This is a genomic window from Thiohalomonas denitrificans (assembly GCF_900102855.1).
Taxonomy (GTDB): domain Bacteria; phylum Pseudomonadota; class Gammaproteobacteria; order Thiohalomonadales; family Thiohalomonadaceae; genus Thiohalomonas; species Thiohalomonas denitrificans.
The window spans coordinates 88455-108649 of sequence record NZ_FMWD01000003.1; the positions used below are offsets into that span (position 1 = coordinate 88455).

At 57.9% G+C, this 20195-nt stretch carries 17 protein-coding genes; 6 read left to right on the plus strand and 11 right to left on the minus strand.

Features of this window, described 5'->3' with window-relative positions; genetic code table 11:
• The first annotated feature begins 196 nt into the window (after window positions 1–196).
• Together parC and BLP65_RS05180 are read left to right on the plus strand one after the other, a co-directional pair.
• Complete coding sequence (gene parC / locus BLP65_RS05175) at window positions 197–2455, plus strand: DNA topoisomerase IV subunit A (RefSeq protein ID WP_092993504.1); 2259 nt, start codon at window positions 197–199, stop codon at window positions 2453–2455.
• A gap of 135 nt (window positions 2456–2590) precedes the next feature.
• On the plus strand, window positions 2591–2938 hold the full coding sequence (locus BLP65_RS05180) for a hypothetical protein (RefSeq protein ID WP_092993507.1): 348 nt from the start codon (window positions 2591–2593) through the stop codon (window positions 2936–2938).
• Between the two features lie 66 nt (window positions 2939–3004).
• On the opposite strand, the gene BLP65_RS05185 is transcribed toward BLP65_RS05180, so the two are convergent.
• From BLP65_RS05185 to BLP65_RS05235, 11 genes are all read right to left on the minus strand, one after another.
• On the minus strand, window positions 3005–5134 hold the full coding sequence (locus tag BLP65_RS05185) for a S8 family serine peptidase (RefSeq protein ID WP_092993510.1): 2130 nt from the start codon (window positions 5132–5134) through the stop codon (window positions 3005–3007).
• 19 nt (window positions 5135–5153) lie between these two features.
• Complete coding sequence (locus BLP65_RS16620; RefSeq protein WP_139181424.1) at window positions 5154–5483, minus strand: S8 family serine peptidase; 330 nt, start codon at window positions 5481–5483, stop codon at window positions 5154–5156.
• A gap of 353 nt (window positions 5484–5836) precedes the next feature.
• Window positions 5837–7210 carry a glycoside hydrolase 100 family protein gene (locus tag BLP65_RS05195; RefSeq protein WP_092994335.1) on the minus strand — a complete coding sequence of 458 codons (1374 nt, stop codon included), beginning with the start codon at window positions 7208–7210 and terminating at the stop codon, window positions 5837–5839.
• A 141-nt stretch (window positions 7211–7351) separates the two neighbouring features.
• The gene (locus tag BLP65_RS05200; protein ID WP_092993516.1) at window positions 7352–8485 is read right to left on the minus strand and encodes a tetratricopeptide repeat protein; all 1134 of its coding nucleotides are present in this window, start codon (window positions 8483–8485) and stop codon (window positions 7352–7354) included.
• The gene (locus BLP65_RS05205) at window positions 8482–10071 is read right to left on the minus strand and encodes an adenylate/guanylate cyclase domain-containing protein (RefSeq protein ID WP_092993519.1); all 1590 of its coding nucleotides are present in this window, start codon (window positions 10069–10071) and stop codon (window positions 8482–8484) included. Before BLP65_RS05205 ends, BLP65_RS05200 begins: the two co-directional genes overlap by 4 nt.
• A 72-nt stretch (window positions 10072–10143) precedes the next feature.
• On the minus strand, window positions 10144–11934 hold the full coding sequence (locus BLP65_RS05210) for a SulP family inorganic anion transporter (RefSeq protein ID WP_092993522.1): 1791 nt from the start codon (window positions 11932–11934) through the stop codon (window positions 10144–10146).
• Between the two features lie 319 nt (window positions 11935–12253).
• Complete coding sequence (gene soxA, locus BLP65_RS05215) at window positions 12254–13117, minus strand: sulfur oxidation c-type cytochrome SoxA (RefSeq protein WP_092993525.1); 864 nt, start codon at window positions 13115–13117, stop codon at window positions 12254–12256.
• Between the two features lie 71 nt (window positions 13118–13188).
• Window positions 13189–13503 carry a thiosulfate oxidation carrier complex protein SoxZ gene (soxZ, locus tag BLP65_RS05220; RefSeq protein WP_092993527.1) on the minus strand — a complete coding sequence of 105 codons (315 nt, stop codon included), beginning with the start codon at window positions 13501–13503 and terminating at the stop codon, window positions 13189–13191.
• Between the two features lie 41 nt (window positions 13504–13544).
• Window positions 13545–14009 (minus strand): thiosulfate oxidation carrier protein SoxY, encoded by a 465-nt coding sequence (soxY, locus tag BLP65_RS05225; protein WP_092993530.1) that lies wholly within the window; start codon window positions 14007–14009, stop codon window positions 13545–13547.
• A gap of 36 nt (window positions 14010–14045) precedes the next feature.
• Window positions 14046–14417 (minus strand): sulfur oxidation c-type cytochrome SoxX, encoded by a 372-nt coding sequence (gene soxX, locus BLP65_RS05230; protein ID WP_092993533.1) that lies wholly within the window; start codon window positions 14415–14417, stop codon window positions 14046–14048.
• A 316-nt stretch (window positions 14418–14733) separates the two neighbouring features.
• On the minus strand, window positions 14734–16206 hold the full coding sequence (locus BLP65_RS05235; protein WP_175452452.1) for a M48 family metalloprotease: 1473 nt from the start codon (window positions 16204–16206) through the stop codon (window positions 14734–14736).
• A gap of 334 nt (window positions 16207–16540) precedes the next feature.
• On the opposite strand from BLP65_RS05235, the gene BLP65_RS05240 reads away from it, so the two are divergent.
• The 4 genes from BLP65_RS05240 (at window position 16541) to BLP65_RS05255 (ending at window position 20159) form a co-directional block, all read left to right on the plus strand.
• Complete coding sequence (locus BLP65_RS05240) at window positions 16541–16861, plus strand: rhodanese-like domain-containing protein (protein ID WP_092993539.1); 321 nt, start codon at window positions 16541–16543, stop codon at window positions 16859–16861.
• 587 nt (window positions 16862–17448) lie between these two features.
• The gene (locus BLP65_RS05245; RefSeq protein ID WP_092993542.1) at window positions 17449–17679 is read left to right on the plus strand and encodes a sulfurtransferase TusA family protein; all 231 of its coding nucleotides are present in this window, start codon (window positions 17449–17451) and stop codon (window positions 17677–17679) included.
• Window positions 17680–17846: 167 nt separating this feature from the next.
• Window positions 17847–18317 carry a sulfur carrier protein DsrE2 gene (gene dsrE2 / locus BLP65_RS05250; protein WP_092993544.1) on the plus strand — a complete coding sequence of 157 codons (471 nt, stop codon included), beginning with the start codon at window positions 17847–17849 and terminating at the stop codon, window positions 18315–18317.
• Between the two features lie 570 nt (window positions 18318–18887).
• On the plus strand, window positions 18888–20159 hold the full coding sequence (locus tag BLP65_RS05255; RefSeq protein ID WP_092993547.1) for an OmpP1/FadL family transporter: 1272 nt from the start codon (window positions 18888–18890) through the stop codon (window positions 20157–20159).
• The last annotated feature ends 36 nt before the right edge of the window (window positions 20160–20195 follow it).

The window sequence follows — 20195 nt, forward strand, 5'->3', positions numbered from 1 at the left end:
CCGCACCCACCGACCATCAACGGTTTTACACAAACCGGCCCCTTCCCTTGCAGTCTAAACATTAAAATGCCTCGTTTACACTGTCTCGCTGCCAGCTGCGCGGGTTTCCCGATTGCCGTGGCCGGCCCGGTACCGGTACGATTAGCAGCCGGCGTTCCGGCGCTCTTTTTAACTGATCTTAACCGCGGGTTTGCGCATGGCTGAATCGACCGAGATGAATTACGAAGGCGTAGAGCGGCTGCCTTTGAAGGCTTTCACCGAAAAGGCGTACCTGGATTACTCGATGTACGTCATCATGGACCGGGCCTTGCCGAATATCGGCGACGGCCTCAAACCGGTTCAGCGGCGCATTATCTATGCCATGAGTGAACTCGGGCTCAGCGCCCTCTCCAAGCACAAGAAATCGGCACGTACCGTCGGCGACGTGCTAGGCAAATACCATCCCCACGGCGATTCGGCCTGCTATGAGGCCATGGTGCTGATGGCGCAGCCTTTCTCCTACCGGTACCCGTTGGTGGACGGGCAGGGCAACTGGGGCGCACCCGACGACCCAAAGTCGTTCGCCGCGATGCGTTATACCGAGGCGCGCCTGGCGAAGTTCTCCCAGTTGCTGCTGGCCGAGGTGGGCCAGGGCACCGTGGACTGGACTCCCAACTTCGACGGCACCATGGAGGAGCCCTCCGTCCTCCCGGCACGGGTGCCGCACGTGCTGCTGAACGGCACCACGGGTATCGCCGTCGGCATGGCCACCGATATTCCACCTCATAACCTGAGGGAGGTGACCACGGCCTGTATTCGTCTGCTCGAATCGCCACGGACGACAGTGGAGGAGCTTTGCGAGCATATCCAGGGACCCGATTACCCCACCGAGGCAGAGATCATTACGCCCCGCAAGGATCTGCTGAAGATGTACCAGACCGGTGGTGGTTCGCTGCGCATGCGCGCCAAGTGGGAGCGCGAGGAGGGCGAGGTGGTGATTACCGCACTGCCGTTTCAGGTCTCCGGGGCCAAGGTGCTGGAGCAGATCGCGCAGCAGATGCAGAACAAAAAACTGCCGATGGTGGAGGACCTGCGTGACGAGTCGGACCATGAAAACCCGACCCGACTGGTGATCATGCCGCGATCCAACCGGGTGGACCTGGAGGATCTGATGCGGCATCTGTTCGCCACCACCGATCTGGAGCGCACCTATCGGGTCAACATGAATGTGATTGGTCTGGATGGACGCCCGCGGGTCAAGGACCTGCGCAGTATGCTCACTGAGTGGCTTGAATTCCGGTTGCGTACGGTGCGGCGGCGCCTGGAGCACCGGCTCGAAAAGGTCGAAAAGCGGTTGCACCTGCTGGAAGGGCTGCTAACTGCGTTCCTGAATATCGATGAAGTGATTCATATCATCCGCACCGAAGATGAGCCCAAACCGGTGCTGATGGCGCGTTTCGAACTCAGCGAGGTCCAGGCCGACTTCATCCTCGATACCAAGCTGCGTCAACTCGCCCGCCTGGAGGAGGTGAAGATCCGGGGCGAGCAGGAGGAACTGGCCACGGAGAAGGCAAAACTCGAAAAGACGCTGGGCTCCAGCCAGCGGATGCGGACGCTGGTGCGTAAGGAGCTTACGGCCGATGCCGAAGAGTACGGTGATGAGCGCCGCTCGCCCATTGTCGAGCGCGAGGCGGCCCAGGCCATGGATGAGACAGCACTGATTCCGGCCGAACCGGTGACGGTCGTTCTCTCGGCCAAGGGTTGGGTGCGTGCCGCCAAGGGGCACGACATCGATCCTGCCGGCCTGAGCTACAAGGCCGGCGACAGCTACCGCGATGCCGCGAGGGGCAAGAGCAATCAGCAGGTGACCTTCCTCGATTCCACCGGCCGCAGCTTTTCGATTCCGGCCCACAGTCTGCCTTCGGCACGAGGACAGGGGGAACCGCTCACCGGGCGGGTGAATCCGTTGGCCGGTGCCGAATTCTGTGCGGCCATCATGGCAAACCCGGACGAGCAGTTCCTGGTCGGCTCGGACGCCGGTTATGGCTTCCGGGTCAGATACGCCGACATGGTGGCGGGTACCAAGAACGGCAAGGCGCTGCTCAAGTTGCCGATGGGGGCGAAGGTGTTGCCGCCCCAGCCGGTCTCCGACCCAGACAGTGACTCGATTGCGGCGATCACCATCGAGGGAAGGTTGCTGGTATTTCCGCTCTCCGAACTGCCACAGTTGGCCAAGGGGAAGGGCAACAAATTCATCAGTATTCCGGCGTCTAAGGTGGCGGCCCGTGAAGAGTACGTCGTTGCCCTGGTGGTCCTGCCGGCGGGAGCCCATCTGGTGCTGCATGCCGGCAAACGGCATATGACCCTGAAATCGTCGGATCTGGACCATTACCGGGGCGAACGTGGGCGGCGCGGCAACAAGCTGCCTCGTGGTCTGCAGCGGGTGGATGCTGCAGAGGTGGAGGTGAAAGGCTAAGGCCTTGCGCGGCTTCGGATCGAGCGGGCCCACGTTCGGTGCGGCTGTATGCCGGTCGAGCTTGCGGCTACAATCGACGGTGCACAAGGGGTGCACCCGACTTCCAGCCTTCCCGGCGAAACAGAGGAGCGATGCATGGCTATCCAGGTGATCCCCATCCTGAAAGCGCTGGGGCCCGTCATTACCACGGCCGGTAGTCTCTATGCGGAATGGCAAAAGGGGCGGGAACCCGGAGCGGGGGCCACGGAGCGGCCCTCGGGCACCGCCTCCGAGCGTCTGCTTCGCCTGGAGGCGCTGAACGCGGAAAATGCCAACCTCATTGCCCAGCTTGGAGAACAGCTTCGGGCCGTCGCCCTGCAGGTGGAAAAGGCCGAACGTGCCGCCGAAGTTGAACGTGCCCGACTGGGCTGGCTGGTGAATATCGCCCTGGGCGTCGCGCTGGTTGCGATAGCAATGGCCCTCTGGGTCCTGTTTGCCGGCTGATTCCGGCCATTCGCCGGAGGAGTCGGGCTTTTACGGAACGAACCGGACGGGACTTGTCGCCACGGATTAGGCGATGGCCTTTCGCACCTTGCCCCGAATTCGACGTCGGACCGTCAGACCGGGCAGTAGCGCAGCAATCAGCCACAGCATGGCACCCCCTCCGCCATCGCCGGACGGCGGGTCGAAACGGACGCTGAGGGTGTAAGGCATCTCGCTGGGTACGTAGCCGACCTTTTCGGTGGGGATGAACAAAATCACGCTGGCATAGTAGATTCCCGGTGAGGGTTCGGCGATGGTGATGGCCTCATCACTCGTGCTTCCTACGCTTCTTAGTGTGTCCTTGTCCATGCAGTTGGGCGGCAGGGGCGTGTACCAGTAGCAGAATTGTGGCTCCGGACGGGCCCCATGGCGCACCAGCAGATCGACTTCCGCCCCCGAGGCCGTACTGGTGGTGGTGACCGTCAGGTTTCTTGCACCCTCAGGCACTTCGAAGTGAAAACCGTGTACCTGGTCCCAATGGCTCGACTCACGGATTCGCTCATCCAGAGTGAGCTTACCCTCCTCGGGTGCAAGGGAACCGAACTCGAGGGCGAAGCGGCGGGTCACCTCGTAATCGCCATCGGAAAGTGAAAGTTCCAGGGGCAGGTGCTGATGGGCCCTTGCGCCCCCCGCCATGCGAACGGTAAAGGCCAGTTCGGCCTCCGCTCCTTGAGACAGGGGGGAAGCCAGGCTGTCGCTGTCATCGACGACGATCAGGTCCGGGGCGAGGCTGCGGAGGATGCCGGTCACCACAGCGGCATCGTGCCATTGATTGGAGAGCTTGACCCGTAGTGTCGCGCTCTCCGCCGGGTCCAGTTCGCCATTGCTGTTGCCGGCAGCGTCGTCGATGTGCCAGTCAGCGATCACCAGTACCGGCCGGGGAGAGATCGTCATGGCGCCGTGGGCGTTCGCCCGCCCGTCGGTGGCCAGCTTGCCGTTGGTGATAGGGTCCACCCCCGCCAGGAGTCTTCCCTTCATCTCCCGGTAATCGAGAGGGTTTTCACCCTGCGATTCGCGCTCGGCCTTGACCAGCGCCGCTACGGCCGCGGTGTAGGGCGCGGAAAACGAAGTGCCCTCGGCAAACTGGTAAGTGGCCACCCGGTCGCCCTGCTCATTTCGGGTCCAGCTCGTCGTGTAGATGCTGGAACCCGGGGCGGCGAGGTCGACGCTCCGCGGTCCGATTTGCGTGAAGACGGAGAGGCCGTCCTGGGGATGGCTCGACGCCACGGAAAGCACGTTGGGCAGGTCATAACCCGAGGGTGCATTGGGAATGGCGTCATTGCTGTAGCCGCCATTTCCGGCGGCGGCGAGGAACAGGATTCCCTCCTTTTCCAGCTGTTCAATGGCATCGAATTCCGCCTGGGAATAGGCACCACCATAACTGGCATTGATGATGTGCGCGCCGTTGTCTGCCGCATACTGGTAGGCAGCGATAAGCTGGGCGACGCTGTAATTGGTACGCAGGGGCATGATTTGCACCCGCTGTGCCGGGCTGGTGATCCCGGTGCCGTTACTACCCCGCGCCCCGGCGGTACCAGCTACCAGAGTGCCGTGGATCTCATCGGGACCGGCAGTCGGGTCTGCATCATCAGCGGCAAAATCCCACCCCGGGATGAGGTTGGCCTCGAGGTCCGGATGGCTGAGCAGAATACCATTGTCGATTACGGCGATGACGACGCTGTCCGCATGCGTTTGCAGATCCCACGCCCGGGGCAGGTCCATATCTGCCCCGGGCAGGCCGTCGGTCGGGTCAATACTGCCTGAAGACAGCGATTTTCCGGTGTTGTAAAGCCCCCACTGCCGCTCGTCCAGTTCGTCGGGAAATACTTCATGTGGCTGGTGGATGAAATTGGGCTCGGCGTATACGACCTGTCTGGAGGCCTGCAGTTGGCGGACGCTCGTGGCAACATCGGTATTGTCGGGGAGCGTCCATTTTTCGACGCCGAATCGTCGAAAGGTTTGGGCGCGCTTGCCATTGACCGGTGCCATTGCCAGCGCCCTGGCCCGCGCATCGGTCCCCGGCTGAAACTTGACCAGCAGCTCGCCGGGACGGTAGGGAAGCGGCTGTTCTGCCTTTGTAGGGCTCCCTGAGGCCGCGCTGGCGAATGGGGCGAACCACAGTCCGGCAATGAGGATCAGGGTTGAGCGGGTAATCATCTATTCGTGTTCCCGAAAATTAGCGTGTGTAGGGACGGTGGCGAACATTGGGTTCGGCATAGACGACTTCGGGCCTTGCGGTCAACCGGCGTATGGCGTCTTCCATGGACGTACCCTCGGGGATGCGAATGAGGTAGAGGTTGCGATGCTGCTGTCGGACAACGCTGGTCCCCTGGTCTTCGGTAATCCGCATGACCTCGGCCCTACTGATGTCGTCCGCAAACCGGACCAATAGCTCTCCGGTCTCGAGCGAAGCCGCTGCTGGCGAGTCCGACGGTTGCGGCGCATCGACACTACAGCCGGAAGTGAAAAACGGTACGCAGAGGCATAGCGCCATCAGTGACTTCACATTTTTTCCTCTAATTTCACGAACACCCTTGGTAAAAAGAGTAGGCGCCAGGGCGCAATTGCGGAATCGGTTTCCTGTTTATCGTATTCGGCCAATGCGGGACCTCTTTCGGTTCACAGATTGGCCCCTAAGTCCGGAGATGTATGGACTTGGGGCGTCTTTGCGCTCCAGTCCCGGAGCTTGCCGGTTGTTGTTCGTGAAAATCGAGGTCTGCAGCACCTGGGTGCGTGGCGCGTTACATGGAGCCCTAAGGCGATAGGATTTTGGGAGCGATTTCGGAGCGAATGGGGTGTGTGACGGCTTGCGGAAGGAAAATGGGGCCGGATTGGGCTCACCAGAGCGGTTAAAGGCCTTCAGTGGCTGTAGAGACCCAGAGACCTCAGCTGAGTCGATTCACTGAGGAATTTCTCCCCAAGTATCAAGGAGGTGGCGGACCAGGTCTGAAAATGATTGGAGCGACGCCCGACCAGTCGTCCGTGGCGCCCGTCGTAATACTCCGCCCAACGATCGGCAGGAAGCCGCTCGGCCGCCTGGGCGTAGGCTTTTTCTGCCAGATCGGTACGTCCAACCTTGACGGCCGCTCCGACGAACGTCCACAGAAGTGCAGGCCAGTTGCCTCCGTTGTGATAGGACCATGGTGCGTTTTTGGGATCGCTGCCGGTCATCAGGCGCCACTCTTCGCCTTCCATGGCCGGGTAGCTGATCTTGACGGGCATGGTGCCTATCAGGTCGGGCCAGCGCTCCTCATACAGAAGCATTATGCGCTGCGCCTCCTCATCAGTAGAGAGCCCAAATAGAATGGACAGCAGGTTACCGAGTGCGAAAAACCGGAAATCCATCCGCCCGGGCCCAAGGTTACCCACCAGGTAGCCGGCATCGTCGGGAAGCCAGTCGGGCACCCAGTCGGGGATGCTTTCGGGGTGAATGTTCAGGATGTTGACGCTCTCCTGCCCGAATTGCTCGGTTTTGTAGCGATGGATTTCGTTGAGGCGGGGCACGTCTAGCCAGTAGTAGATACGGATGTAGGTGCGCAGTGTCCGAAGTCGTTGATCGACCCGTCGTACCAGCCCCTCGTTCCCGTCAGTGGTTTCCAGAAGTTGGCGCGCGCCGCAGAGCGCACCAAAAAACAGGGCCTGAACTTCCAGCGGATGGCCGTAAACCCCCATGCGGCGGTCGATCATGAACGAACCGTCCGGAACCAGCAGAGTAGGGGCGACCTCCAGGCGATCCCTGAGTAGCAGATCGAGGATCTGGCGCATACCGCGCTGCACATCGGGTTGATGGGCAAAATCTGCATCGTCACTGACGGTTACATAGGCCCGGAGCAGAATCATCCACCATAGCATTGAATCCACCGGCGCCACCCGGCCGATGGCGTGATCGCCGAAATCGGCAATCAACCGCTCACCCTGGTCGTCGCCGACGACCTTGAAACTGGCAGGCATGACCCCGGGGGCCGGTTCATGGCCGGCCCAGCGCTCCTGCTGATGGCGAAGTTCAAGCACCGTCTGCAAAAAGTCACGAACGATGGTTTCGCGGCCATCCAGCAGGTAGACCAGCGCCGAGGGTACGAAATCGCGCACGAAGCAATCGGCATAGTTTTCTGCCGGTGCATTGGGGTCCCGGGCTGCGACAGTACCGATGACACGGCCCCGATAGCGCATCTCGGAGGCCTCCAGGATTGCATAGGCTGCATCAATGGGCGTGGCGTGGGATGTCGTAGCCATAGCCAAAAAGAGTAACGGCAGGTGGAGCCTGGGTTCAATGCCTTTGGTGGATCGCCGATCTTTTTCAGGAAAACGGGTGTCCGCTGGCAGGTCTCGTGTGCCCCAGGAGAGCGGTGCGTCCACAAGTGCACCGGGGGAGCGTCAAGTCTCGGCGTTTTCAGCCGAGTTTCGCTGCGCCTGCTTTTCGCGCAGCTGCTTCAGACGTTCCAGCACGCGTTCGGCACGGTCGAGGTTGTCCATGGCGGGACGGTGTTCCGGACGCAGTTTGAGGATGCGTTTCCAGAGCTGAACCGCCCGCTCGAACTCACCGCGGCTGTAGTAGGTCACACCCTCTTCGAAGAGGCGGTCAACCTCGATATCGATTGCGACCTCCAATTGCTTGCGCTCGCTCTCGACCTCGGACTGATGGAGGGTGGTTTCTTCCAGTTTCTCGAGAATCTTGCGGGCGTTTTGATACTGGCCATCCTCATAGGTGCGCCGGTATTCGCTCATAAGCTCGTCGAAGTGCTGGTGGGCGGATGCTTTTCTGGCTTCGGCACGCTTCAGCCTGCGTTCGCGGGCCTCTTGGGACGCCCGTTTTCGAGCTGCATGCCACTCCTTGAGTCTGGTGTGGGCGCTTTGGACCCTTTCATCATTGGAGATAGAGGCTGCCAGAGGCAGTGTGCGTTCTGCCACCTCGTATTCGCCAGCTTCGAGCGCTGCACTGCCGGTTCGGGCCAGATGTTCGGCGGTCTCCCGGATGGAACGGCGGTGTTCCTTCAGTGCTCTGCCGGCGTCCTGGTCGCGTGGGTCGATACGGGCTATTCGTTCGTAAACGGGAAGTGCGCGCTCCAGGAAGCGGGCTCGGGCCACCATCAGGTTCAGACGCTGTTCGGCCACCAGAGAGGATTGCTTGCGATGTAATTCTGCAAGGCCATCCTTGAGGTAGGTGCTGTCCGGCATCCCTCTGAGGGCCCTGTCATAGGCGTTCAGCGCCCCGGCCCAGTTGCCCTGTTCCATATGCTTGGTCGCTTGCTCGACCATCTCCTTTTCATACGTCTTCGCCAGGGACTCGACTTTCCGCCGCTTCTCCGCCAGCCGCGAGTATTGCGGATCCTTCGGGTCGATGGCCGACAGGGCATTCAAGGCCCGGCCATACTGGCGCTCGACGATCCAGGTATCCAACTGTGAATCCAGATCGTTGCCCTTCAGTCCCGGGAGAGCGCCCAGTGCCGAGCAGCCGCCAAGCAGCGCAGCCATGCCTGAGACCAGTAGTGTTCGCGATAGTCGATTCATGCGGCTTCGGACGCCAGGGTTTCGAGAATCCGGCGGTTCTCGGCCAGCATTTCATCACGGAAGGGATCATTGATGTCGGTGACGCGCAGAATGGCGACGGGGTGTTCTTTGCCCCGCAAGCTGATAGTACTTTTCTTCTCCGCCACAACACGTCCGGCAACGCCCTTCATCGCAACCATATCTTCGGTAATGATGATTTCACCCGGTTCGCCGGCGTGAGAAAGTCGGGAGGCCAGGTTTACCGCGTCGCCGACCACGGTGTAATCCATTCGGTCCGCCGACCCCATGTTACCGGCCAGCATCCTTCCACTATTAAGACCTACGCGAAAGTGTACCGGTAGCAGGCCCTTTTGTTGCCGACATCGGTTGAGATCGTCAGTCAGTGCGATGATCATGGATGCACAGGCGGTAGCCCGAAAGGCGTGATCTTCATGATGGACCGGGACACCAAAGACGATCATGGCGCAATCGCCCATGTACTTGTCAATATGGCCGCCGCAGAAGTCTACGGCGCGGGCGATTTGAGTGAAATAGGTATTCAGCAAGTGGCTGACTTCTTTAGGGGTCATCTTTTCCGAAATGCTGGTGAAGCCGACGATGTCGGCGAATAATACACTCGCTTCGACATGCCTGCCCCCCAGTTGGACCTGCTCGACATTTTCGAGTTCCGATAATACCTGTCTCGCTACGTTGGGGGAGACATAGCGGGAAAATACCTGTTCCACCTGCTCCTTGCGGAGCAGCCCCTCGCCCATGCTGTTCATGGCATCCATCAGTACACCAATTTCGTCATTGCGGCGACCGGTGAAACGGAAGTCATACTTCCCTTCGGATATGGCGCGACTGGCATTGATTAACTGGTGGATGGGTCGTGTCAATCGTCCACCGAGATAGAAAGAAGCCCCTACTCCCAAAAGTACGATTAACAAGGTGGTGGCGCTGACCGCAGTGATGGTATCAGTCTTGGCCTGTTCAAGCAGAGAGCGATCGAAAGCGAGCAGGGCGTAGCCGGCAGTGACATCGCGGTAGCGAACCGGTGCCACGAACGCCGTTAATGCCTGTGGCGATTTTTTACCGGGAACGCTCCAGTCTATGCGCTGTCGGTCTCTGGTTGTGAGTCCGATCCCCGCTGCTTCAAGTCGGTTCGAAAGCGGTACGATACCGGTATGTGTAATGCGCAACCCTTCATCCGAATAGATACCGACACCAAGGACGGTCTTGTCCTTGATAAGGTTGTTGGCGGCGAGCTGCAGCGTCAGTGTGTCGCCTGCCAGCAGCGGCTCTTCAATGGAATCGGCCACCTGACCGACCAGTGTGTTGCCGAAGGTCTGGATTTGCTGTTCAAGCAAACGAGTCTGATTGCTGCCCACCAGAAGGCCGAGCAATGTCATACCGCCTGCCACCAGCAGAGTGAATACCAGCGCCAGTTTGTAGGCAATGGGAATGCGATCGGGGAGTCGGCGATGAACCGCCGTTTCACAGATGTCGCGTTGATCCCGATACAACACGGCGCACCGAGCCAACAGTCCGTAACTGTTACGGGACAGGTTATTGGCGATGCTGTTCAGTGACTCGCGCCAGTGCATGGGCTCCTCGGTTATGTGCTGCCGCCGGCTCGATACTACCACGACATGGCTGGGTACTGAACGCTGTGCCGATTAGGCGTTGGCTTCGCGGACCGCGAGTTTTTCACACTCATTGAAAACGCGATGCCGGCAAGTGCGGCAGACGGCGTGATCCAGGTGATCGTTTATCACGCACTCGAGTGCCCGGGTCTTGGAGTTAAAGATGTTTTCATCGCCGATGGAGGTTATCAATCCGGTGCGACGAAGCATGTTGCAGACCTTGTCCTTCACTTCGTACAGGTAAAGCTTGCCGCCCGCCTGCCGGCGTCGGCTGGCCTCTTTAGCCAACAGCTCGGCTCCTGCCATGTCGACGAAATTCATGCCCTTGGCGACCACGAGCAGGTGTTCCCTGGGGTCGATGGCCTGAAAGCGCTGTTCGACATAATCGACGGCCCCGAAGAACAGGGAACCATCGATGCGGATGATCTTGAACTGGGGACATGTCGCCAGAGAGCTATTGGTAGTGAAGGCGCGTTTGGGGTGGGATGGATCCGGTACGCGCGGCAACACCTGGGGCCGGGAGGTTCGGGACAGGTAGATAATCAGAGAGAGCATCACGCCGAGCATGATGGCCAGCTCCAGCTCGAGAAATAGTGTCGAGAAGAAGGTGGTTGCCAAAACCCCTGTTTCCGAGCCGCTTGCCCGCAGAATGTGCCGGATGTGGTGGAAATCGATCAAACCCCACGCCACCAGGAACAGAATGCCGGCCATCGCCGCATTGGGTAGCAGGTAGGCGTAGGGAGCGACGAGAATCACGATGCCCATCAGCATCACGCCGGCGAAGGCGGCTGCCAGCGGGGTGCGGGCCCCTGCATCGTAGTTGACGCCGGACCGGTTGAAGGAGCCGGTGGCCACGTAAGATGAGAAAAAGCTGCCCACGATATTCGACAGGCCCTGACCGAGAAACTCCTGATTGCCGTCGAGGCGTTGTCCCGAGCGCACCGCCAGAGAGCGGGCAATGGAGACCGCCTCGGTCAACGCCAGGAGCGTGGCTGCAACCGCCACCGGCGCCAACTGACGGATGGTCTCGAGGCTCAGATCCGGTGCCGACAGGGGCGGGAGCGAGGCGGGCAGGGCGCCGACGCTGCTGATCCCGGTCAGTTCCGCGCTGTAACGATTGTTGAGAATCGCAGCCACGACACTGCCCATGGCCAATGCCGCGATCATATAGGGAACCCTGGGAATAAAACGCTTCACCAGGATTCCGGTCACCAGTGTGGCAACGGCGATGCCGGTGACGTAAGGATTAATTTCGCTCAACCGGCTGAAAAACTGCATGACCATTTCATGGAAATGGAGTCCCCGCTCCATTTCGAGACCGAAGAAATTCTTGATCTGGCTGGTACCGATCAGAATCGCGGCACCGGCGGTAAAGCCGACCACGACAGAATGGGAGATGAAGTTCACCAAAGTCCCGAGGCGCACCATTCCCATGACAAACTGAATGATACCGACCATGAGCGTCAGTGTGATCGCCAGGCTTACGAATTCGGATGAGGCCGGTTCGGCAAAGGTGGAAAGGGACGCGAAAAGTACGATGGAGGCAGCCGTCGTCGGCCCTGACACCAGATGCCAGGAGGAGCCGAACAGAGCAGCGATGATGGCCGGCACCATCGCGGCATAAAGACCGTACTCGGGAGGCATTCCTGCGATTGCGGCAAAGGCGACACCTTGGGGAAGAACGAGAATCGCCCCGGTTAGCCCGGCAACCGCATCCGCCCGTAGCGTATGCCGATTTACCATCGGCAGCCAGCGCAGAAACGGGAAAATCTTGTACCAGTAGAGGCTGCACTGTTTGTCAGATGGGGCTGCGGCTGATTCCATGAAGATTTTGCGATGCTCGAGTTGGGGAATTCACTATCTTACGGAATAAGCATGTATCAGTTCAAATGGCGGGTTCGATAATAAATACTTTATGTTAGTTGAAGTGGGGGTTTCCGAATGCCCCCACAAGGGCGGAGAACACGGCGCGGGAGCACCATGTCGGCGAGCCGGGGAACGGCAGATTACGGCACGGACAAAGCGGAGCCCTTGTTCTCTGAATGACCGCCTGTGTGATGGTCGGCAGCAGCATGTACGAGACAGGGGTGGCGCATAAAAAAACCCGGCCGTAGCCGGGTTTTGGTTCAGGCAATGTACTGATTTACTTACGTGTTCTCGACGCACTTACGGGAATGTCGTTGCTCATGTAAGTAAGAAAGTACTCCAGTGCCTTGTACTCATCACTCTGGGCCGGGAAGGGTTTGGCCCGGACCTGCTTGTTGCAGCCGCCGAATCGTCGGTGCATGGTTCCGAGACCACCCAGGTCGTCGCTGCTATCCTTGGCAGCCCACTTCATCCGCCAGACCGGGAAATGGCTCGGGTGACCGAGCGCGGGGCTCAATGTATCCGAACGGATACGCATGCCGGGATTGTCGACGTGGCAGTTGGCGCAGGACAGGTTCAACTGACCGCGTTTGGTGTAGTAGAACTCCTTGCCCTTGTTGTACCACTCCAGCGCCCGCGGATCGTCCGGCACTTCGACATCGAGTTTCTTCCCGTCGGAGGTCGAAGCCATGTAGGCGGAGATGGCCGCCAGCTTGCCCTTCTTCCATTTGAGCGGTTTTTCGTCATTGGCCTCCCGACATTCATTGATCTCCCCTTCCAGCGTTTTTATGTCGCCGGATTCGGAGTCGAAATAGGGGTAGTTTTGACGAATACCGATACCGCCGTTCGGAAAGCAGTCGGCGTAGCTCTTGCCGTTGGCGAACTTTTCATTGAAGAACTGTTCGCCCTTTACAAGCGCTTCATCCCAAGGCGGGAAGTCCTCAATGGCTTCCCAGGATGAGCGGGCATCCTCATTGACGGCATATACGCCGTTTGTGTACTCGTCCAGTGGCACACCCGGGAAGCGCTTCATGTAGTGCGCCTGGAAGTCTTTCTGGTCTTCCTCCGGTGACGCCTGAGCGACCAGGGGGCTACCGGCGACAACGGCCAGTGCTGCAGCCGCGGCTATCAGCTTTTTCATAGCAGGATCCTCCATCCTCCGAATACGACATGGGGTATTTTTTATTTTATTGAACGGGCTATTCGGCCCGATCAGCGGATCGTGGTCTCGACAGAATCGGACTCGCCCTGGTTATCCGCCCAACTCAGCGTGACCTTATCGCCCTTTTTGGCGCCTTCGAATTCGAAAGCGAGGTAGGGATTTGTCGACACGGCACCACCCCAAAGGCCGGTGAGGACCTTTTCGCCTTCATGCGCGCAGTTCACTTCCTGAATGAAATGGGCGGGGATCTTTTTGCCCGTTTTCTTGTCCTTGCGCAGGCCGGTTTCCATCGGGTGCTTGATGAGAGCCTTCACCTGACAAATATCGCCCTTCTGCTGGGCGCGGATTTTGATGGTCTTGGACATTGCTTGTGTTTTCCTCCAGATTCGGTATTTGGCTGGACTGTTTAGCCGCCGCAGCCGCCGATGGTGACCTTGACTTCTTTGCGAGCGCTGTAAGCCTTGCCGTCGGCCTTAACAACAGCGATGACGTTGGAGGTCTCACCCATCTTGATACGGGTGGAGATAGACGGCCTGGCAGAGGCGGCCAGCTGATAGGAAGCAGCCAGCGGTGTTCCGTTTTTCTCGGCGATGATGGAAACGGACTCAGCGTTCGGCAGATCGGCCGATATACTGATCGGTACCACTGCGCCGTTTTCGGCGATATCCGGGGCCTTGATGCTTACTGCATCGCTTGGTTCGGTCAGGGCAGAATCGTAGAGTCCCTTGAGCGCGTCTTGTACGCTCTCGGCTTCAAACGCGTCTTTTGGCCAAGCGGCCAGCACCTGTCGGGGGCTCAGAAGACCGGCGCTCACGGCGGTTGCAACGGCTCCGCTTGCGAGGGTCCCCTTGAGAAAAATGCGACGTTTCATGTTGACAACAACCTCGTTGTTTAATGGATTTTCAAATTACAGCGTGTAGATGTACTCAACGATCTTGTCGATCTCCTGTTCAGACAGGATTTCGTGCCGGCCGAACGGTGGCATCATGCTGTTTGGGTTTTTCTTGTTGGAATCCCAAATCTGCGCACGCAGCGTGTCTTTATCCGGAAAGCGTTCCTTCATGCTCAACAGCGGAGGCCCGATATTGCCGGGCATGTCGCCATCATCGATTTGATGGCAAGCAAGGCAGTTGCCCTTTTTTCTATTGAAGCTCAGCTGTTTTCCCTGTTCGACAACGCTCGGCTCGGCGGCAACGGTCACCTGCGGCACTATAGCAAAAGTACCGAGGACTACCGCGACTGCGCTTGCGGAAGTGATGATTTTTAATGGTTTCCGCATCTTCTCCTCCTCCTCCAGTGGTTTTTTATCTGTCCTGTGGGGTTGGACAGTCCGACAACATCCGTGAAATCACTACATGCCGGAGTTTGGCAACAAGCGGCAGGTTTTTATCCTTAACTTTGGTACGAGCTTAAAGGCGAAATTAGCTCAACACGTTCTTTAGGATATACGAAGCAATTCAGATGGCAAGCCTTGATTGTGGTCTAACTCGTTATTTTTTCTGCAAAAATATATTAGCTGATACTGAAATTCAAACCCTGTTCGGAGGGGTGGATTGGCCGGAAGACCTTGTCTTAGAAAGGAAATAAGTTGCACCTTAATCCTGCGACTCGAGTTCAGCCTCCCGTTTGAACTGCTTCAGACGTGCTCCTATGCGGGAGGCAATATAGAAGTCATTTCCGGCGTAGTCCTGCGCAGCGGTGAGCTGATCGATTGCGCTGTGAGTCTCACCGATCCGGAAATAGTATTCGCCCAGTGCCAGCCGTGATGCCGCCTCGTGGCCAAGCGCCGCTTCCGCACGGCTGAGATGCTTGTAGGTTTCGGGAGCGGTATCGAGATTGGTGCGAATCGCCCTCTCGAATCGGCGTCGCGCCTTTTCGGGTGCTTCGGCATGAAGATGGATTTCACCCAGAGCCAGTAGAAGCTCCGGATTGTCGGGGTAGAGTTCGAGTCCAGTCTCCAGAAGCTGCGAAGCCAGGTCGTAGCGCTCATCTTCCATCTCCAGGCGGGCCAGTTCGGTCCGGTAGGCAATGCGTTCGGGAGCCTCTTCTACGAAGGCCTTCAAGATTTTCCTGGCGGCCCCGAGCTCGCCGCTCGCTCTGAGGGCCAGTGCGAGTGTGAAACGATCGGCATGTCGGTTGGTTGAGCGCCCGGCATCCAGTCGGGAATCCACCCGGCGGGCGAGTGCAGCCGGATCGTCCGATAGGTGGACCTCGAGTCTGGCTTTTGTAATCCAGTAATCGGTTTGCGGCTGGCTTGAAGAGTCGGGAAAGACCCGAGCACGCCCTTCGGCATCCGCAATGCGGGATTGGTTGACCGGGTGGGTTCGGAGAAATTCAGGCACACCGCTGCCGTAATAACGACTCTGTTCTTCCAGTTTTCGGAAGAATCCCGCCATGCTGCGGGGATCGTAACCGGCCGCCGCCAGCGTATCGATGCCGAGACGATCCGCTTCTTTTTCGTGCGCACGGGTGAAATCGAGTTGCATCTGTGCCGCGCCGGCCGTGGTGGCGGCGATGGTCGCCTCCGCCAGCTGCGGGTTCTGGGCGCCGAGCAGGATTGCAGCGATCACTGCCGCCGTCATCGGCAGATTCATGCGGTTGGCTTTTTCGTAGCCGCGCGCCAGGTGGTTCTGCGTGACATGAGCGATTTCATGGGCCATGACCGCTGCCACCTCATCCTCGTTTTGGGTAGCGGTGATTAGACCCGCATGGATGCCGATATAGCCGCCCGGCATGGCAAAGGCGTTGATGGAGGGGGCGTCCACCAGGAAAAAGGTGAAATCGCGGGGGCCGTATTCTCCGGCCGCCAGTAATCGATAGCCGAGCGAGCGCACATAGCCGGCGAGTTCGGGAGCGTCAATGATTTTCCCCGCCTGGTGCAGTTGGCGCCACATCGCCTTGCCTATGCGCTGCTCTCTTTCGGGCGTCAGAACGGAGCCGGAGGCATCACCCATATCAGGTAGCGAGGAAGCCTCCACCATAGCAGGGGTGGGGGAAAGCGAAAGCGCAGCGCTCAGCGCGACGACATTTGCAATTCTCTTGGTTCGGGCGAATCGGGGTAGATGCATGTCTCGGTATCCGAGTACTCGGTTATTGAGGTATTTGAAGGCACCGGGCATCGCCAAGTGACCGCATACTTTGAAGCGAGCGAGGTAAATCCTTGATATCGGGTCGTCGGCCGCATGATTGTTTGGACGTAGAAGGTAGAATAACGCAGCCACTGTTGTCGAGGAATGGGTTCCATCGCATCGAATTTGTCTGGTGGCAGGGCCTATACCGTTCTCCGGCATGGCAAATGCGAGAAAGTGCCCACACGGCCCCTTTTACGCCGCCCCTTTGAATTCTGGTAAATACTTTATAAACTTATTAGCATTCTTTAATAGAGAGTTGGTTGGAGGCTGCATGTTCAATATCAAGGAAATCGATGCCCATCAATTGGATCAGATGCTGAATGACGAGGGCCTGCAGGTCAAACTGATCGATGTGCGCAGTCCAATGGAGATTGCCCAGGGGACTATTCCGGGTGCAGAGCACATCCCCTTGCATCTGATACCGGCGCAAATCGACCATATTCCCGAGGACCAGCCTGTGGTATTTTACTGCCGTACCGGCGCTCGTTCTGGGCAAGCCTGTGCCTATCTGTCTCAACTGGGACGCGAAAACACCCTCAATTTGCGCGGAGGTGTGATGGCCTGGGTGCAGGGAGGGCTGGCAGTGGCATAATCAGAGCCGCCTGGGAGCCTGTCCGAGAATAGATTGACCTGCTCGGCTCTGGCATGCTCGAGAATAAGTTCCAGACATTCTCTACTACCGCCATCCTTGGCGGCATGCTGCGCTCTACTCCTTCATTTCTGGAGTCGTGGGGGCCAAGCCTGATTGAGCCAGATTTCCCGCTCATTTTTGTTAAATAGAACCACTATTCGCCTCAAATGACCGAAAAATCTGACTCAATCAGTCTTGCCCTCGTGACGGTCGCTATTGTCGGACAGGCTCCTAGCCAAAGAGTACCGCAAGTGACCGGATTTACACGCAAAAGTGCTATTTCCCCCAGTTGCCGTTTCGATGTGTGCCATAAAGGGGTACTTGCTTTCAGTGCGCGCTTGTCATATAAGGGAAATATTGAATTCTAACTTAGTTCCATCCATAAACGGGTGCCGTGGCAAATGCCTCCCAAGTGGAGCAAAATCAGGTGTTCGCAGTAAGCCCTCGATGGATGGGAACCGGTTAACTACTCGGCCAAGTCTTCTATTTCCGAGCGGACTTGGCTTTTTTCTTTGTTTTGTTGTCACTTATATATAAGGAGAGAGAAAATGGCGAATTTCGACCAAGAACTCGACGCTTCCGGCCTGAACTGCCCGCTGCCCATTCTGCGTGCGAAAAAGACGCTCGGTTCCATGGAAACCGGTCAGGTCCTGCGCATTGTGGCCACCGATCCGGGTTCCGTGAAAGATTTCGAAGCCTTTTCCAAGCAGACCGGTAATGAGTTGATGGAGTCCGGTGAAGAAGGCGGCAAATTTACCTTCCTGATCAAAAAGGCGTAATTCAGCCAATCACCGCAAAGCTGCATGGACGGATGGGAAGCCGCTACTTCAGAGTCGGCTTTCAGGGAGTCTCATCGGCGTCTTTGCGGTGACCTTATGGGCCTTTTCCGGCCAGTCCGGGAGAGACTTCAGACCCGAAAATAATGACGACCAGGGGGGCAGTCTTTATGTCGGACCAGAAAAAACTCGCCATCATCGCTACCAAGGGAACGCTGGACTGGGCCTATCCGCCTTTCATCCTCGCTTCCACGGCAGCTGCACTGGGATACGAGACCGAGATCTTCTTTACGTTCTACGGTCTCAAACTGCTGGAAAAGAAGCTGGATCTTCAGGTTACCTCGCTAGGTAACCCGGGCATGCCCATGCCCATGCCCATGCCGGTGCTGGTACAGGCACTGCCGGGCATGCAGAGCATGATGACTTCGATGATGAAGCAGAAGATGAAGTCCAAAGGGGTTGCCAGTGTTGAGGACCTGCGGGATTTGTGTCTGGAGGCCGAGGTCAAGATGGTCGCCTGCCAGATGACCGTGGACCTGTTCGATATGGATCCCAAAAACTTCATTGATGGCATCGAGTTCGGTGGAGCGGCGACATTCTTTGAATTTGCCGGTGATGCGGATGTCTGCCTTTACGTCTGATATCGTCCCTGATGTCATTCACTGACAGCTTGTCGGACTACTTTCGGCTGGCTGCTAAAGACCCCGCTACGGCGGGGTTTTTTTATGGTGCGCCAGGCATGGCGCGTAGCGCCTTGACTCGTGTTGTTCGGTACAGGTGGCGCTGGCCGGATTTCCGCCATCATGGTGCGGTCAGGGAAGCTGAAGGCAAAGCACTGGCCTGAGCGAAAAGCCGCCGGCGCAGAATGGGTAGCAGACGCTGTAACAGATGGACCGATAGGGAGATGTGCTACATAAGCAAATTAGTAATTTGCTGATATTTTAATATAAATATTAGTAGATTCGGATTATAACAAGACGGTTGACACTTTAATGTCACCTAAATAATGTTAACTCCAGTGACGACCGCTTTTTCAGAGCGGTTCGTCTATAACAACGATTAGTTGCCAAAATAAAACTACGATTAGTAGTCCCGTGAAGAAGAGTTTTTCAAGGAGAGAGCACATGAGCTTCTATTGCGCAGCGTCCCGCAAATCGATTACCAAAACTGCAAATACGTCTGACGGCGCTTCCACCGTGCGGATTGGCCACATGAAACCAACCCGGGTTGCCTTGGCCATCGCTGCCGCCACCATGATTGCGACCCCCGTTTTTGCCACCAACGGCGATAACCTGATCGGCCTGGGTGCCCAGTCCCGCGCGCTGGGGGGAACCGGCACTGCCGCGTTCTACGGCTCCGAAAACGCCCTGACAAACCCCTCGCTGCTGGGCAAGGCCCAGGGCAGCGAGTTCGCCATCGGCGGCACCCTGTTCATGCCGGACGTGAAGGCGGAATCCGATGTTGCAGGTATACCGACCAGCGCGACCAGTGATGCTGACACCAACGTTATCCCCGAAGTCTCCATGTACCGCCGCATCAACAACAACTGGACCTTCGGCATGGGGATGTACGGTACCGCGGGCATGGGTGTCGATTATCGCGATGAACCTGCGTTATTCAGCGCCACCACTAATCTTCAGCTGATGAAGTTCGTCCCGGCGTTTGCTTATAACAACGACAACTACGGCTTCGGCTTCGCACCCGTCATTCAGTACGGGGCCCTGGATATCAACTATTCGGGCACCCCGGGTTTCAATGGCACCGGAGTCTCCGACGACCTTGGGTTCGGCGTCAATCTGGGTGCGCACTTCGATGTAAATCCGGCCCTGACCGTGGCCGTGGCCTATCAATCCGCCATCGATATGGAGTATGACGACCAGCTCACCGATGCGGCGGATGGCTTCGGTCTCGGTCCATGCGCGCAATGCACGCAGACCATCACTTCGGACAAACTGGAGCAGCCGGCGGAGATCAAGCTCGGTGTGGCGTACGACATGAACAACCGCTGGATGCTGACTGCCGATGCCAAGCAGATCCAGTGGGGTTCCGCCAATGGCTACGAGGACTTCAACTGGGATGACCAGATGGTCTACGCCCTGGGCGCCAAGTATACCGGCAACGGCTTCTGGGCCGGGTTCGGTTACAATTTTGGTGAAGACCCGATTGATGTTCTCGAGAACGACCCGACGAATCCGATGACAACTTATGCCAACCAGGGCATCAACCTGTTCAACAACCACTTCTTTCCGGCCATTACCGAAGACCATGTCACCGTCGGCGGCGGTTACAGCCTGAGCAAGACTACGACGCTTGAGGGCGCATTTGTCTATGCACTGGAGGTCGACAAGACAATTGATACAGGTTCAATCAGTGATGCTTTCGACGATGGCGTGCCTAACGGTAGTGTGCCCGCAGATGGTACGTCTCATACTGTGGAGCATTCTCAAACGGGTATCACCGTCTCCCTGCGGATGAACTTCTGATTGGGATCGGACAGTTTAAAAAGAGATGGAGTAACG

Excerpts from the sequence above, each read along its gene's own strand:
- soxZ (WP_092993527.1), bottom strand. The coding sequence starts at position 13,503 with ATGTCCAAGACCATCAAAATCCGCGCCCAGCAGAAGGGCGATATTTGT.
- BLP65_RS05255 (WP_092993547.1), top strand. The coding sequence starts at position 18,888 with ATGAAACCAACCCGGGTTGCCTTGGCCATCGCTGCCGCCACCATGATT.
- BLP65_RS05210 (WP_092993522.1), bottom strand. The coding sequence starts at position 11,934 with ATGGAATCAGCCGCAGCCCCATCTGACAAACAGTGCAGCCTCTACTGG.
- BLP65_RS05180 (WP_092993507.1), top strand. The coding sequence starts at position 2,591 with ATGGCTATCCAGGTGATCCCCATCCTGAAAGCGCTGGGGCCCGTCATT.
- BLP65_RS05200 (WP_092993516.1), bottom strand. The coding sequence starts at position 8,485 with ATGAATCGACTATCGCGAACACTACTGGTCTCAGGCATGGCTGCGCTG.
- BLP65_RS05185 (WP_092993510.1), bottom strand. The coding sequence starts at position 5,134 with ATGATTACCCGCTCAACCCTGATCCTCATTGCCGGACTGTGGTTCGCC.
- BLP65_RS05235 (WP_175452452.1), bottom strand. The coding sequence starts at position 16,206 with ATGCATCTACCCCGATTCGCCCGAACCAAGAGAATTGCAAATGTCGTC.
- soxX (WP_092993533.1), bottom strand. The coding sequence starts at position 14,417 with ATGCGGAAACCATTAAAAATCATCACTTCCGCAAGCGCAGTCGCGGTA.
- BLP65_RS05195 (WP_092994335.1), bottom strand. The coding sequence starts at position 7,210 with ATGGCTACGACATCCCACGCCACGCCCATTGATGCAGCCTATGCAATC.
- parC (WP_092993504.1), top strand. The coding sequence starts at position 197 with ATGGCTGAATCGACCGAGATGAATTACGAAGGCGTAGAGCGGCTGCCT.
- soxA (WP_092993525.1), bottom strand. The coding sequence starts at position 13,117 with ATGAAAAAGCTGATAGCCGCGGCTGCAGCACTGGCCGTTGTCGCCGGT.
- BLP65_RS05205 (WP_092993519.1), bottom strand. The coding sequence starts at position 10,071 with ATGCACTGGCGCGAGTCACTGAACAGCATCGCCAATAACCTGTCCCGT.
- soxY (WP_092993530.1), bottom strand. The coding sequence starts at position 14,009 with ATGAAACGTCGCATTTTTCTCAAGGGGACCCTCGCAAGCGGAGCCGTT.
- dsrE2 (WP_092993544.1), top strand. The coding sequence starts at position 17,847 with ATGTCGGACCAGAAAAAACTCGCCATCATCGCTACCAAGGGAACGCTG.
- BLP65_RS05245 (WP_092993542.1), top strand. The coding sequence starts at position 17,449 with ATGGCGAATTTCGACCAAGAACTCGACGCTTCCGGCCTGAACTGCCCG.
- BLP65_RS05240 (WP_092993539.1), top strand. The coding sequence starts at position 16,541 with ATGTTCAATATCAAGGAAATCGATGCCCATCAATTGGATCAGATGCTG.